Source organism: Nocardia sp. CDC159 (genome assembly GCF_023740735.1).
Taxonomy (GTDB): Bacteria; Actinomycetota; Actinomycetes; order Mycobacteriales; family Mycobacteriaceae; genus Nocardia; species Nocardia pulmonis.
Window position 1 is genome coordinate 51328 of sequence record NZ_JAMRXH010000018.1, and the last position, 13425, is coordinate 64752.

Genomic DNA, 13425 nt, shown 5'->3' on the forward strand with positions numbered 1-13425 from the left:
CCGGCCACGGGTTGGATTCGCTGGGTTAGCCTTCGCTGATGGCGGATGCACCGGCGAAAGCTGCTTTGGACGATATCGATCGACTCTTGATTCGGGAGCTGATGGCCGATGGTCGTGCCACGTTGTCGAATCTCGCGGAGAAGGCCAACCTGTCGGTGTCCGCGGTGCAGTCGAGGGTCCGGCGGCTCGAGGCGCGCGGGGTGATCCGCGGCTACACCGCGAAGGTCGACCCGGAGGCGCTGGGACAACTGCTCTCGGCATTCGTCGCGATCACTCCTCTCGACCCGTCCCAACCCGATGATGCCCCCGCGGTCCTGCAGCACATTCCCGGCATCGAGGAGTGTCACTCGGTGGCCGGTGACGAGAGCTACATGCTGCTCGTCCGAGTGGCCTCGCCGAGACACCTCGAGCAGCTGTTGCAGGAGATCAGGGCGACCGCCAACGTACGGACACGAAGCACCATCATTCTCCAGACATTCTACGACAGGTGAGCTCAGATCGTTACTTTTTACGGTGTTTGCGTAGCGAAGTCGTAAATGTTTGCGTAGCCTGGTTAACGTGACCCTCGAACTGGAGCGCCCGGGGGTAGTTGCAGACGCGACGCTGGTCACCCCCTCCCGCGTACATGAAATCCTGTCAGCGAACATCCTTGCCGACGGTTTCGATCTAGTGCTGGACCTGCGCCGATCGCGCGGCCGGCGACTGGTCGACCACCGCGACGGCACGGCATACCTGGACATGTTCGGGTTCTTCGCCTCCTCGGCACTGGGTATGAACCACCCGGCGCTGGCCGAGGACGAAGGGTTCCGGTCCGAACTGGCCACGGCCGCGATCAACAAGCCCAGTAACTCCGACGTCTACACCGTCGAGATGGCTCGCTTCGTCGACACCTTCGCCCGGGTGCTCGGCGATCCGGCGCTGCCGCACCTGTTCTTCATCGACGGCGGCGCGCTCGCGGTGGAGAACGCCCTCAAGGCGGCGTTCGACTGGAAGAGCCGCCACAACGAAATGCACGGCCGCCCAACCGAACTCGGAACCAAGGTGCTGCATCTGACCGGGGCGTTCCACGGCCGCAGCGGCTATACGCTCTCGCTCACCAACACCGATCCGGTCAAGGTCGCGCGCTTCCCGAAGTTCGACTGGCCGCGCATCGACACCCCCTATCTGGCCGACGGTGTCGACATCGAGGCGGCCGAGGCGCGGGCGTTGGCGCAGGCGCGGGCGGCCTTCGTCGAAAATCCGCACGACATCGCGTGTTTCATCGCCGAGACGATTCAGGGCGAGGGCGGCGACCGGCATATGCGCCCGCAGTTCCTGCGGGCCATGCGCGAGCTGTGCCACGAGCACGACGCGCTGTTCATCCTCGACGAGGTGCAGACCGGCGCGGGCATCACCGGCACCACCTGGGCCTACCAGCAGTTCGACGTGCAGCCCGACATCGTGGCCTTCGGTAAGAAGACCCAGGTCTGCGGCATCATGGCGGGCGGGCGCATCGACGAGGTGCCCGACAACGTCTTCGCGGTGAGCTCGCGGCTGAACTCCACCTGGGGCGGCAACCTGACCGATATGGTCCGGGCCCGCCGGATCCTCGAGGTGTTCGAGAGTGACGGGGTGATCGAGCGCACGGCCGAACTCGGCAAACATCTGCTGCGGCGGCTCGAGGAGCTGGCCGCGCGCCATGCGGAGGTCAGCGAGCCGCGCGGGCGCGGGCTCATGTGCGCGATCACGCTGGAGTCGGCCGAACTGCGCGATGCGGTCGTCACCGAGCTGCGCGAGCGCGAGCATGTGCTGATCCTCGGGACCGGCGAGCGCGGGCTGCGGTTCCGACCGCCGCTCACCGTCACCGCCGAGGAGCTGGACGAGGCGGTCGACGCCCTCGACCGCGTGCTCAGCTGAGAGTGGTTCGCGGTAGCGGACATTCGTAGACGCCTGGTCCGCTTCCGATGATGTGACGCGGGTTCCGGTTCGCCGCCGAACCGGAACCCGCGATCGTTCACAGCGATCGATGGTGACCTGCCGGGCGGTCATCACCACGCTGGCATGCCGCAGGATGTGAAGCTCGCAGCGGACGGCTCGACCTTCTTCGTCGCCGATGATGGCCGACGGCGTCTACACCGTGACGCGAAGCCGTCACCCGCGATTCCCGGCGGCGGTCCGGACATGGGTAACATCTGCGCCGACGGCCGGATTTTCTGGGGTGGCCGGACGATGCGACGGCGAGGTTTACGCAATCGACATCGTGGATTGGAAGCTGTTGGCGCGCATACCGGTTGGCGGGGGTCCGCACGGGTGGACGGTGTGGCCGCAACCGGGTCGCTACTCCACCGGCCACACCGGCGTGATGCGCTGAAATCGCTGCTGCTCCAGGGGTTTCACCAGGGCTTTTCTACTGGCGGGTAGTCAATAAGGGTACTGACCGGTAGCCGGTGCTGGAATTCTCAGCCGGTCCGGTACTGGTTAGACTCGCCGGCATGACGAGTGTCCAGCAGCAGCCGCAGCCGGGTTCGGCGGGCGCCCCCGACATCCACACCACCGCAGGGAAGCTGGCCGATCTGCGTAACCGCATCGAAGAGGCCAAGCACCCGATGGGTGAGGCCGCGGTCGACAAGGTCCACGCCAAGGGCAAGCTGACCGCGCGGGAACGGATCCTGGCACTGCTGGACGAGGGTTCGTTCGTGGAGCTGGACGCGCTGGCGCGGCATCGCAGCGTCAACTTCGGCCTGGAGAACAACCGGCCGCTCGGCGACGGCGTGGTGACCGGGTACGGCACCATCGACGGCCGCGACGTGTGCATCTTCTCCCAGGACGCCACCGTGTTCGGCGGCAGCCTCGGCGAGGTGTACGGCGAGAAGATCGTCAAGGTCATGGATCTGGCGCTCAAGACCGGCCGGCCGCTGATCGGCATCAACGACGGCGCGGGCGCGCGCATCCAGGAGGGCGTGGTCTCCCTCGGCCTCTACGGCGAGATCTTCCACCGCAATATCCAGGCCTCCGGCGTGATCCCGCAGATCTCGCTGATCATGGGCGCGGCCGCGGGCGGGCACGTGTACTCCCCGGCGCTGACCGACTTCGTCGTCATGGTCGATCAGACCGCGCAGATGTTCATCACCGGTCCCGACGTCATCAAGACGGTCACCGGTGAGGAGGTCACCATGGAGGAGTTGGGCGGCGCCCACACCCACATGGTGAAGTCGGGGACCGCGCACTACGTCGCCTCCGGCGAGCAGGACGCGCTGGACTGGGTCAAGGACCTGCTGAGCTATCTGCCCAGCAACAACCGCGCCGAGCCGCCGCGCTATCCGGCGTCGGATCCGATCGAGGGCGCGATCGAGGAGTCGCTGACCGAGGAGGATCTCGAGCTCGACTCGATCATCCCGGACTCGCCGAATCAGCCGTACGACATGCACGAGGTGATCCGTCGCCTGCTCGACGACGACGAATTCCTCGAGGTGCAGGCCGAGCGCGCGATGAACATCATCGTCGGCTTCGGGCGCATCGACGGCCGCAGCGTCGGCATCGTGGCCAACCAGCCGACCCAGTTCGCGGGCTGCCTGGACATCGACGCCTCGGAGAAGGCCGCGCGGTTCGTGCGGACCTGCGACGCCTTCAACATCCCGATCATCACGCTGGTCGACGTGCCGGGCTTCCTGCCGGGCACGAGCCAGGAATACAACGGCATCATCCGCCGCGGCGCGAAGCTGCTCTACGCCTACGGCGAGGCGACGGTCGGCAAGATCACGATCATCACGCGCAAGGCCTACGGCGGCGCCTACGACGTGATGGGCTCCAAGCATATGGGCGCCGATGTGAATTTGGCCTGGCCGACCGCGCAGATCGCGGTCATGGGCGCGTCCGGTGCGGTCGGCTTCGTCTACCGCAAGCAGCTGGCCCAGGCCGCGGCCGAGGGCGCCGACGTCGACGCGTTGCGGCTGGAACTGCAGAACGAGTACGAGGACACCCTGGTCAATCCGTATGTGGCGGCCGAGCGCGGCTATGTGGACGCGGTCATCCCGCCGTCGCATACTCGTGGCCAGATCGTGTCGGCACTGCGATTGCTCGAGCGCAAAATGGTCACCCTTCCCCCGAAGAAGCACGGCAACATTCCGTTGTGATCCGACGATATGCGCGGGTGGCGGGGTGCAACGCACTGTGAGATGTCCGACACAAAAAGTCACGGCGCGCGTAATGAGCCCATCCGAGTGAAGATGGTAAGTAGGGACGCTCATGATCGAGCGCCGCAACGAATACCGTTTGCGGCTCCCGGAATCCTTCCGGGGACCGTGAGCGCCGAGCCCTTTCCGGGATCGGCACATGGACAGGAGGAGCTGGCGCTGTGACGGCTGTGGCTGATGAAGAAGTATTGCGCGCTGCCGAGCTGGATCTGTCGGTCGACGACCTCGTCGCGATGGAACCGCTGGTCGCCGATACCGAATCGCATGCGGGTCCCGTCATCCGGATCCTGAAGGGCGCACCGACCGACGACGAGATCGCCGCTCTGGTGTGTGTGCTGGCGGCCGCCGCCGCGAGCACCGCCGGGACGTCCGCCCCGAAGGGGCCGGCCGATCTGTGGGGACGGCCCACGTTCATGCACCGCGGCACCACGCCGTTCTCGCCCTACGCCTTCCCGTATCTGTCGCACCTGCGCGACTGACGTGACGGGATTCGTACTCGCCTCGGCCTCACCCGCGCGGCGGCAGGTGCTGCGCGCGGCCGGGGTGGATCCGTTCGTCCGGATCTCCGATGTGGACGAGGACGCGGTGGCCGCGGCCCTGCCGGACGGGACCTCGCCGGAGGGCGTGGTGGTCGCGCTGGCCGCGGCCAAGGCCGAATCGGTGGCCGCCGCGCTGATCTCCGAACATGCCGATGTCACCGCGGACTGCGTGGTGGTCGGCTGCGATTCGATGCTGCTGGTCGACGGCGAGCTGCAGGGTAAGCCGCTCACGGTCGAGGTGGCGCGGGCGCGCTGGGCCGCGATGGCCGGGCGCAGCGCCGAACTGCTCACCGGACACTGCGTGCTGCGGCTGCGCGACGGGCAGATCGTGAAGGTCGCCCACGACTGCGGCGGCACCACGGTCCACTTCGGCAAGCCCGAACCGGAGGAGCTGGACGCCTATCTCGCCACCGGCGAGCCGCTGCGGGTCGCGGGCGCGTTCACCCTGGACGGCCGCGGCGGCTGGTTCGTCGACGGGCTGTCGGGCGATCCGTCGAGTGTGATCGGGATCGGCCTACCGCTACTGCGTCGACTGCTGGGCGACGTGGGCGTCTCCATTGCGCAGCTGTGGGTCGGCGGTGCGCAGCTGGGGAGCGACCCGGCCTCCTGACGGCGTCGCGATCCGCGGTTCGCCCGGCTCGGGCGGCGCGTCCGGCATGGCCGAGGCATCGGGTACCAGCATGCTCTGCAGCGCCTCCAGCCGCGCCACGCACAGTTCGGGCTCCACGAACGGATGCAGGCGCACGTTCACCGCGTCCCGGCCGCCGTTGCGATCGATCACCTCGCGCATCAGGCCGAGGTGGACGCCGCACACCACCTCCGAATGGGTGCGGGCGAGCTCGCGCAGCGGGCAGGCGGTCAGCCGGATCATGACCTGCTCGTCGGTCTCGGAGGCGGCGTCGCGCTCGGGGGCGAAGCCCAGCTCGGACATCATCGTCATGGTGACGTCCTTGGCGTCGTCGAGCGAGGTGATCGGCTGCTCGACCGCCTCGAGTTTGGCGCCCCAGGCCCGGCCCGCCGATATGGCCGCGTCCGAGCGGCGGCGCGGATCGGTGCCGAGCTGATCGGCCAGCACCTGGGCCAGATCCTGATAGCCGACCGATCGCTGCACGGCGGTGTATCCGATCCGCGGGCGGCCTCGACCGCGCGGCGGCTGCTGGAACTGGCGCACCAGCGATTCCCGCGTCAGCACGTCGAGGTGAAAACGCACGGTGGTCACGTGCTGCCCGGTGACCCTGGCGAGCTCCTGGGCATCGAGAGGCTCGCTGGCGCCACGTAGGATCGCGAGCAGGCGCCGTCGTGGCCAAGAATCAGACATAGCTCACCCCTCCTCCCAGGAGACTTTATCGGATGGGGGTGCGACTTATTCGCTCTTCACCCGATTCGTGATGTGAAACCGGTTGCTGTTCGGTTCCCCACCTACGATCGGTGTGGAACCGCTGACTCACAGTGAAGGACCGACCATCGTGCCCGTCGCCCCGGACCCTCATCAATCCTTCGGCGCTCACGCATATCCTCACCGACTAGTAACCACAGAGTGGCTGTCGGCAAACATCGGCGCGCCGGGGCTCAAGATCGTCGAGGCCGACGAGGACATCCTGCTGTACGACATCGGGCACGTCCCCGGGGCCATCAAGATCGACTGGCGGGCCGAGCTTACCGACCCGAGCACCCGAGACGTGGTCGACAGCGCGCGGTTTTCCGAATTGATGCGAGCCAAGGGTATCGGTCGCGACGACACCGTGGTGCTGTACGGCGACAAGGGCAACGGCACGGCGGCCGCCGCGCTGTGGGTTTTCGACCTGTTCGGCCATCCTGACGTGCGGCTGCTCGACGGCGGGCGCGATGCGTGGATCTCCGAGGAACGCGACACCACCTTCGAGGTGCCGGATATGGGCCTGGGCGAATATCCGATCGTGGAGCGCGACGATCGCGGCGCGCGCGCGTACCTGGACGAGGTGCGCGCGCTGCTGGACGCCGAGAGCGGCGCGGCGCTGCTGGATGTGCGTGCGGCCGAGGAATATTCGGGGGAATTGGACCGAATTCTGGACCGCCCGGAAGAACAGTCGCTGCGTGCCGGGCACATTCCGACCGCGGTCAACATTCCGTGGAACCAGGCGCTCACCGGCGACGGCCGGTTCCGTTCCCGGGCGGAATTGGATCGGATCTACGCGCGGTTTCGCGAGGCCACCGAAACCGTCGTCTACTGCCGCATCGGCGAGCGTTCGGCGCATACCTGGTTCGTGCTGACCGCGCTGCTCGGCCTGGAGAATGTGCGCAATTACGACGGTTCGTGGACCGAATGGGGCAATGCCGTGCGCACTCCCATCGTCAAGGGCGCTGAACCCGGTGCGGTGCCGGGCCATTCGCGTTCGGCGGCCGGTACCGCGTAAAGTACGGTCCGCGAACTCGGGGGAAGTGTTGTTCGTATCACTTGCCGGGACTACTGTTCAGTAGCCCCTAGCCCACTGCGGAGCCTGTTGGCAGACTGCCTACACTCGCTCCAGACGAAAGTTGTCCACAGCACAGGAGGCTCAGTGCCCAGCCACGCCAGCGCGCAGATCACGAAGGTTCTGATTGCGAATCGGGGCGAGATCGCGGTGCGGGTGATCCGGGCCGCCAAGGATGCCGGTATCGCCAGTGTCGCGGTGTATGCCGAGCCGGATGCGGATGCCCCGTTCGTGAAGCTCGCCGATGAGGCGTTCGCGCTCGGCGGCCAGACCTCGGCCGAGTCCTACCTGGTGTTCGACAAGATTCTCGATGCCGCGCGGAAGTCGGGTGCGGATGCGATTCACCCCGGCTACGGCTTCCTGTCGGAGAACGCCGATTTCGCGCAGGCGGTGCTCGACGCGGGATTGATCTGGATCGGTCCGTCGCCGCAGTCGATTCGGGATCTGGGCGACAAGGTGACCGCGCGGCATATCGCCGAGCGGGCCCAGGCGCCGATGGCGGCGGGCACGAAGGATCCGGTCAAGGACGCGTCCGAGGTGGTGGCGTTCGCCGAGAAATACGGTGTACCGGTGGCGATCAAGGCCGCGTTCGGTGGCGGTGGCCGCGGGATGAAGGTCGCGCACACCATCGCCGAGATTCCGGAGCTGTTCGACTCGGCGACGCGGGAGGCGACTGCGGCGTTCGGGCGGGGCGAATGCTTCGTGGAGCAGTACCTGGACAAGGCGCGCCACGTCGAGGCGCAGGTGCTGGCCGATCAGCACGGCAATGTGATCGTGGCCGGCACCCGCGACTGCTCGCTGCAGCGGCGATTCCAGAAGCTGGTCGAGGAGGCCCCGGCCCCGTTCCTGTCCGATGAGGTGCGCGCGAAGATCCACGAGTCGGCCAAGCGGATCTGCCGCGAGGCCGGGTACTACGGCGCGGGCACCGTCGAATACCTCGTCCAGGGCGAGACCGTATCGTTCCTGGAGGTGAACACCCGCCTGCAGGTGGAGCATCCGGTGACCGAGGAGACCTCCGGCATCGACCTGGTGCGCTGGCAGTTCCGCATCGCCAACGGCGAGGAGCTGACCATCACCGAGGATCCGACCCCGCGCGGGCATTCGATCGAGTTCCGTATCAACGGCGAGGACGCGGGCCGCAACTTCCTGCCCGCCCCCGGTCCGGTCACCGTGTACAAGGAGCCGACCGGCCCGGGTGTGCGGGTGGATTCCGGTGTGGTCGAGGGCAGCGTGATCGGCGGGCAGTTCGACTCGATGCTGGCCAAGCTGATCGTGACCGGTGAGACCCGCACCCAGGCCCTGGAGCGGGCCCGGCGCGCGCTGGCCGAGTACGAGATCGAGGGTCTGGCCACCGTGCTGCCGTTCCACCGGCACATCGTGACCAATCCGGCGTTCATCGGGGACGGCACCAAGTTCGACGTCTACACTAAGTGGATCGAGAACGACTGGGACAACCCGATCGAGCCCTACACCGGCGGACAGCCGATCGCCGACGCCGACGAGGCGCCGCGGCAGAAGGTCGTGGTCGAGGTCGGCGGGCGTCGTCTCGAGGTGTCGCTGCCGGGTCAGTTCAGCGTGGGCGCGGCCCCCGCCGGAGGCGGTAACGGTGCCGGTGTGGCTCGCAAGAAGCCCAAGCCGCGCACCCGTGGCGGCGCGGCGGCGGGTGCGGCCTCCGGTGATGCGGTGACCGCGCCGATGCAGGGCACCGTGGTCAAGGTCGCGGTCGAGGAGGGGCAGAGTGTCGAGGCGGGTGATCTGATCGTGGTGCTCGAGGCCATGAAGATGGAGAACCCGGTCAACGCGCACAAGGCCGGTGTGGTGACCGGACTGGCCGTGCAGGCCGGTGCCGCCATCACCCAGGGCACCGTCCTCGCCGAAATCAAATAGACCGCAACGTCTTTCGAGGCCCGTTCGCTCCGCTGGAGCGGGCGGGCCTTCGTCATTCGTCCTGCTTGTCCTTTTCTTTGTCTTTGTCCTGCCCGCGGCCGGAATTGCCGTGGCCGTTCGGGTTTCCGGGTCCGCTGTTGTCGTTCCTGCTCGAGATGCCGGGGATCTGGAACGGTGGGGTGCCGAAACCCGGGGGGACGGGGATGGTCAGGGGCGGGGGTGCGACGGCCGTGGTGTGCTGCTGCGGCGGGGGAGCCGGGGCGGGGGTGGTGGCTGAGGCGACGGTGGCCGAGGGTGCCGCCGGCACGGTCGTGGGGGTGCGGCCGTCGCGGGTGAGCAGCGCCGTGACGACGGCGATGGCGGTGAAGACCACCACCGCCGCGCCCGCCAGGGCCGCGATTTTGACGGCGGCGCGGGTTCGGGGTGGCGCTGCGATGGGCGGGCGTTCGGGCGTCGTCGATACGCGGGCGGCGCCGGGATGAGGTACCGATCCGGCCCGCGGGGCGGATGCGGCCGCTGGCGGGCCGGGAGGCATGGGCAGCACGCGGGTGGGGCTGAACGCCGAAGCCATCGCGTCGCTTCGTGATTCGCCGCTCGGCTGCCGCTCCAGCACGGGGGTGCTCGCGTGCGATGCCGCCAACACGGGTGGCGTGCGCGAGACGGGGTGGGACATCCCGATCGCCGAACGGGCGGCAGCGGCCAGCGCGCCCGCGCTCTGCGGGCGATCATCGGCATTCTTGGCCATGCCCCGGGCGATCACCTCGTCCAGGGCTGCGGACACGGCCGGTTCGGTGGCCGAGGCACGCGGTGGGTCCTGGTGCAGGTGCGCGTGGAGCTGCTGAACGGGGTCGGTATCACCGAAGGGCCGACGCGCGGTGAGGCATTCGTAGAGCACGCAGGCCAGCGAGTAGATGTCGGAGCGGAAGTCGCCGTGGCCGGCGAAGCGCTCGGGCGCCATGTACGCCAGCGTGCCGACCGTGAAGCCCGTTGCGGTGATGGTGGTTTGGTCGGCGGCGCGGGCGATGCCGAAGTCGATGAGATAGGCGAAGCCGCCGGGGTGCACGATGATGTTGGCCGGCTTCACATCCCGATGGACCAGCCCGGCCGCATGCGCCGCGTCGAGTGCCTCGGCGATCTGGGAGATGAGGTCGACGGCCTCCGATACGCCCATCGGCCCACCGCGCAGCCGCGCCGCCACATCGTGGCCGGGCACGTGCGCCATCGCGAGGTACAGCCGCCCGTCCTGCTCGCCGAAGTCGTGGATCGGCACGATGTGTGGATCGGCCAGGCCCGCCCCAACCCGGGCCTCCCGCTCGAATCGGCGGCGATAGTCCGGATCCTCGGCGGCGCCGACGGACAGGATCTTCAGCGCCACCGCCTGTCCGGTGCGCTCGTCGTGCGCGCGCCACACCTCGCCCACCGAACCGCGTCCGATGAGGCCGTCGAGCCGATACCTGCCGAACCACCGTGCCACCACCCGACACTAAACCGGACACCTGCGGCGCGACCACCACATGCTCGCTAGGCTCGATACATGCCTGATTCACCCGACATCCGCATCGGCGATACCGAGCGTGAAGAGGCCATGCGGCGGCTGTCGGATCATTTCGCCGCCGGTCGGCTCTCGGTCGCCGAATTCGACGAGCGCAGTGCGGTGGTCGCGGCCGCGGTCACTCGCGGTGATCTGGCGCAGGTATTCGGTGATCTGCCCAAACCGGTGTCCGAGGCCCCGGTCCCGGCGCGCAAGCGCGGCGACAAGCCGGATCTGCAGGGGCCGGTGATGGGCCTGGTGGTGATCGGGGCGCTGGTGCTGTTCTTCACCACCGGCACCTGGCTGTGGTTCCTGATGATTCCGGCTTTCGCCATCGTGCTGGGTGCGATCGGCGACCGCGGTCGCGATCAGCGCCGCCGTGAGCGTCGGCAGCGGCGGCGGGAGGCCTGATGGAACCGGTCGAGATCAATGCGGGTAGTTGGTATCTGCGCGCGTTGCGCGCCGACGAACGCATCGACGATCGGCCCGCGCTGGCTGCCGGGGGAATCGACGATCCGGACTATGTGACGCGTCGCACTCGCGAATGGGCCGAGGCGAGCAGATATTCCTGGGCGGTCTGCGAGCCCACGACCGCGGAAATGGTCGCCGAGGTCGTGGTGACGCCGAATTCCGATGGCACCGCCGATATTTCGGGCTGGGCGCGGGACGGATACGGCGCAGCGCTGGAATCCGGGCGGACCGTCGTGCGGCGCTTCGTCGCGGGTGCGCTGGGCCTGCAGCCGGTCTGAAATTCCGTTGTCTATTAACATTTTTCGCCGAATGCGTCAATCGATTTGATTTCGACCGGAAAATAAATCGCTGTCGCTCGCGCACGTCCCGGCGCTACCGTATGAACCTGCGAGTGCGACGGGAGGCGCAAATGTGGGAATGGAGTAGGACCGTCGCGGAAAGAGCCGCGGCGGCTGCGATCAGCAATTGGTGGCCCCGGGAATCCGAGCCGACCGTGGTCGACCCGGAGCTCGCGATGGTCGCGGGCATGCGTGCGCTGTCGCTCGTGCGCTGAGCCGGGTAGTAACCTGCGGTGGTGCACAGGCCACCCTTGGATGCCCAACGGCTGCGGCGCGCCGTCGCGGAGTCACCGGATCTGTCGTTCTTCACCCGTATCGATGTAGTGGAGTCGACCGGATCCACCAACGCCGATTTGATCAGGCACGCCGGCGATCCGGATTCGGATCGCCGGGTGCTGATCGCGGAGGCGCAGCAGCGGGGTCGCGGTCGACACGATCGCCCCTGGGTGAGTCCGCCTCGGGCGCAGCTGTCGATGTCGATCCTGGTGCGACCGCGCGGAATCGAGCCCGGGGCGCTGGGCTGGCTGCCGCTGCTCACCGGCGTGGCGGTTGTCGACGGCGTCCGGGCCGCCACCGGTCTGGACGCGAATCTCAAGTGGCCCAACGATGTTCTGATCGACGGCCGTAAGGTCGCGGGCATCCTCGCCGAGGTTGCCGCGGGTGGCGAGGCCCCGGCCGTGGTGATCGGCGTCGGTCTCAATGTGAGCCTCACCGCGGACGAACTGCCGGTGCCGCACGCCACCTCGCTGGCCCTGGCCGGTGCGCCGGAGCTCGATCGGACCGAACTCGCGCTGGCCCTGCTGCGCGAGTTCGCCCGGTACTTCACCGCCTGGAGCGCCGCCGGGTGGGATGTCACCCGGCTGGCCGAGGAGTATCGGAAGCGTTGCGGCACAATCGGTTCCGAGGTGCGTGCCGAACTGCCCGGCGGCGAGGTGCTCACCGGGATCGCCGAGGACGTGGACGCGCACGGTCGGTTGCGGATCGGCGGTCGCTCGGTCACGGCCGGGGACGTGACGCATCTGCGCGCCGGATACTGATCCCTACAGCGAGGCCATCTCGCGGGCGGCCTCGCGGGCCAGCATGCGGTCGCGCTGCTCCTCGAACTTCACGACGTCCTGGGCGAGCTTGTCCATATAGGTCGCGAGCCGTTCGCGGGCCTGCTCGCCGGTGGGGCCGAAGTCGTTGCGCTCGAAGATGTTCCAGTTCTTGAGCACCGGGGCGACCACCTCCTCCATGTGCTGGCGCAGATCGTAGATGCCGTGCTTGGCCATCATCACGCCGTTGCGCCGGAAGTTGGGCATGCCGTAACCGGGCATGGTGAAGTTGGTGACGATCTCGACGATGGCCGCGATCGCCTGATCCGGCACCAGATCCAGGGCCGCGCCGCACATGGTGCGGTAGAAGATCATGTGCAGGTTCTCGTCGGCGGCGATGCGCTGCAGCATGCGATCGGCGATCGGATCGTGGCAGACCTTGCCGGTGTTGCGGTGGCTGACCCGGGTGGCCAGTTCCTGGAAGGTCACATACGCCACCGAGTGCAGGAAGCCGCCCCAGCCCTCCGGATGGCGCACGCCGTTGGTCATATGGATCATGCGGGCCTGCTCGAGGGCGACCGGATCGACGCCGCGAGTCACCACGAGATAGTCGCGCATGACGATGCCGTGCCGGTTCTCCTCAGCGGTCCAGCGACCGACCCAGGTGCCCCAGGCGCCCTCCTGGGAGAAGTTCTCGGCGATCTCGCGATGATAGGAGGGCAGATTGTCCTCGGTCAGCAGGTTGGTGATCATCGAGACCTTGGCGACCTCGTTCAACCTGGATTGCGACGGGTCCCAGTCCACGCCGCCCAGCGCCGCGAAATTGCGGCCCTCGTCCCAGGGCACGTAGTCGTGCGGATGCCAGTCCTTGGCCATCGACAGGTGCCGGTTCAGATTCTGCTCCGCCACCGGCTCGAGTTCGGTGAGGATTTGCAGCTGGGTCAGTTCCTTGGTCACGCACGCCTCCGCTCGAAACAAATCAACGTGGAAATGCTTGGTCGGA

Annotated in this window: 13 protein-coding genes; 10 read left to right on the forward strand and 3 right to left on the reverse strand. The window is 67.8% G+C overall.

All coding sequences use genetic code 11. The annotated features are described in order from the left end of the window. Positions 1-38 precede the first annotated feature (38 nt). The 5 genes from NDR87_RS30310 to NDR87_RS30330 all read left to right on the forward strand — a co-directional run bounded on the left by NDR87_RS30310 (position 39) and on the right by NDR87_RS30330 (position 5321). A complete protein-coding gene (locus NDR87_RS30310; RefSeq protein ID WP_251917226.1) occupies positions 39-491 on the forward strand; it encodes an Lrp/AsnC family transcriptional regulator in 453 nt (150 codons plus the stop codon). A 67-nt stretch (positions 492-558) separates the two neighbouring features. Next, the gene (lat, locus tag NDR87_RS30315) at positions 559-1896 is read left to right on the forward strand and encodes an L-lysine 6-transaminase (RefSeq protein WP_251917227.1); all 1338 of its coding nucleotides are present in this window, start codon (positions 559-561) and stop codon (positions 1894-1896) included. Positions 1897-2471: 575 nt separating this feature from the next. Beyond that, the gene (locus NDR87_RS30320) at positions 2472-4112 is read left to right on the forward strand and encodes an acyl-CoA carboxylase subunit beta (protein WP_251917229.1); all 1641 of its coding nucleotides are present in this window, start codon (positions 2472-2474) and stop codon (positions 4110-4112) included. 221 nt (positions 4113-4333) lie between these two features. Further along, positions 4334-4651, forward strand: a complete 318-nt coding sequence (locus NDR87_RS30325; protein WP_251917231.1) for an acyl-CoA carboxylase subunit epsilon — start codon at positions 4334-4336, stop codon at positions 4649-4651. A 1-nt stretch (position 4652) separates the two neighbouring features. Beyond that, the gene (locus tag NDR87_RS30330) at positions 4653-5321 is read left to right on the forward strand and encodes a Maf family nucleotide pyrophosphatase (protein ID WP_251917233.1); all 669 of its coding nucleotides are present in this window, start codon (positions 4653-4655) and stop codon (positions 5319-5321) included. On the opposite strand, the gene NDR87_RS30335 is transcribed toward NDR87_RS30330, so the two are convergent. After that, positions 5232-6029, reverse strand: a complete 798-nt coding sequence (locus tag NDR87_RS30335; protein ID WP_251917235.1) for a metalloregulator ArsR/SmtB family transcription factor — start codon at positions 6027-6029, stop codon at positions 5232-5234. The genes NDR87_RS30330 and NDR87_RS30335 overlap by 90 nt on opposite strands. Positions 6030-6177: 148 nt before the next feature. On the opposite strand from NDR87_RS30335, the gene NDR87_RS30340 reads away from it, so the two are divergent. Together NDR87_RS30340 and NDR87_RS30345 are read left to right on the forward strand one after the other, a co-directional pair. Next, positions 6178-7104, forward strand: a complete 927-nt coding sequence (locus NDR87_RS30340; protein ID WP_251917237.1) for a sulfurtransferase — start codon at positions 6178-6180, stop codon at positions 7102-7104. 144 nt (positions 7105-7248) lie between these two features. After that, on the forward strand, positions 7249-9048 hold the full coding sequence (locus NDR87_RS30345) for an acetyl/propionyl/methylcrotonyl-CoA carboxylase subunit alpha (RefSeq protein WP_251917239.1): 1800 nt from the start codon (positions 7249-7251) through the stop codon (positions 9046-9048). Positions 9049-9100: 52 nt separating this feature from the next. On the opposite strand, the gene NDR87_RS30350 is transcribed toward NDR87_RS30345, so the two are convergent. Beyond that, entirely contained in the window at positions 9101-10522 is a 1422-nt protein-coding gene (locus NDR87_RS30350) for a serine/threonine-protein kinase (RefSeq protein WP_251917240.1), read from the reverse strand. A gap of 60 nt (positions 10523-10582) precedes the next feature. Between NDR87_RS30350 and NDR87_RS30355 the strand changes: the two genes are divergently transcribed. The 3 genes from NDR87_RS30355 to NDR87_RS30365 all read left to right on the forward strand — a co-directional run bounded on the left by NDR87_RS30355 (position 10583) and on the right by NDR87_RS30365 (position 12425). After that, a complete protein-coding gene (locus tag NDR87_RS30355) occupies positions 10583-10990 on the forward strand; it encodes a DUF1707 domain-containing protein (RefSeq protein WP_251917241.1) in 408 nt (135 codons plus the stop codon). Further along, a complete protein-coding gene (locus NDR87_RS30360) occupies positions 10990-11328 on the forward strand; it encodes a hypothetical protein (RefSeq protein WP_251917242.1) in 339 nt (112 codons plus the stop codon). The genes NDR87_RS30355 and NDR87_RS30360 overlap by 1 nt, the downstream gene beginning before the upstream one ends. Positions 11329-11624: 296 nt before the next feature. Beyond that, positions 11625-12425, forward strand: coding sequence for a biotin--[acetyl-CoA-carboxylase] ligase (locus tag NDR87_RS30365; RefSeq protein WP_251917243.1), 801 nt, complete (start codon positions 11625-11627; stop codon positions 12423-12425). Between the two features lie 3 nt (positions 12426-12428). On the opposite strand, the gene NDR87_RS30370 is transcribed toward NDR87_RS30365, so the two are convergent. Then, entirely contained in the window at positions 12429-13379 is a 951-nt protein-coding gene (locus NDR87_RS30370; RefSeq protein ID WP_251917245.1) for an acyl-ACP desaturase, read from the reverse strand. Positions 13380-13425 lie beyond the last annotated feature (46 nt).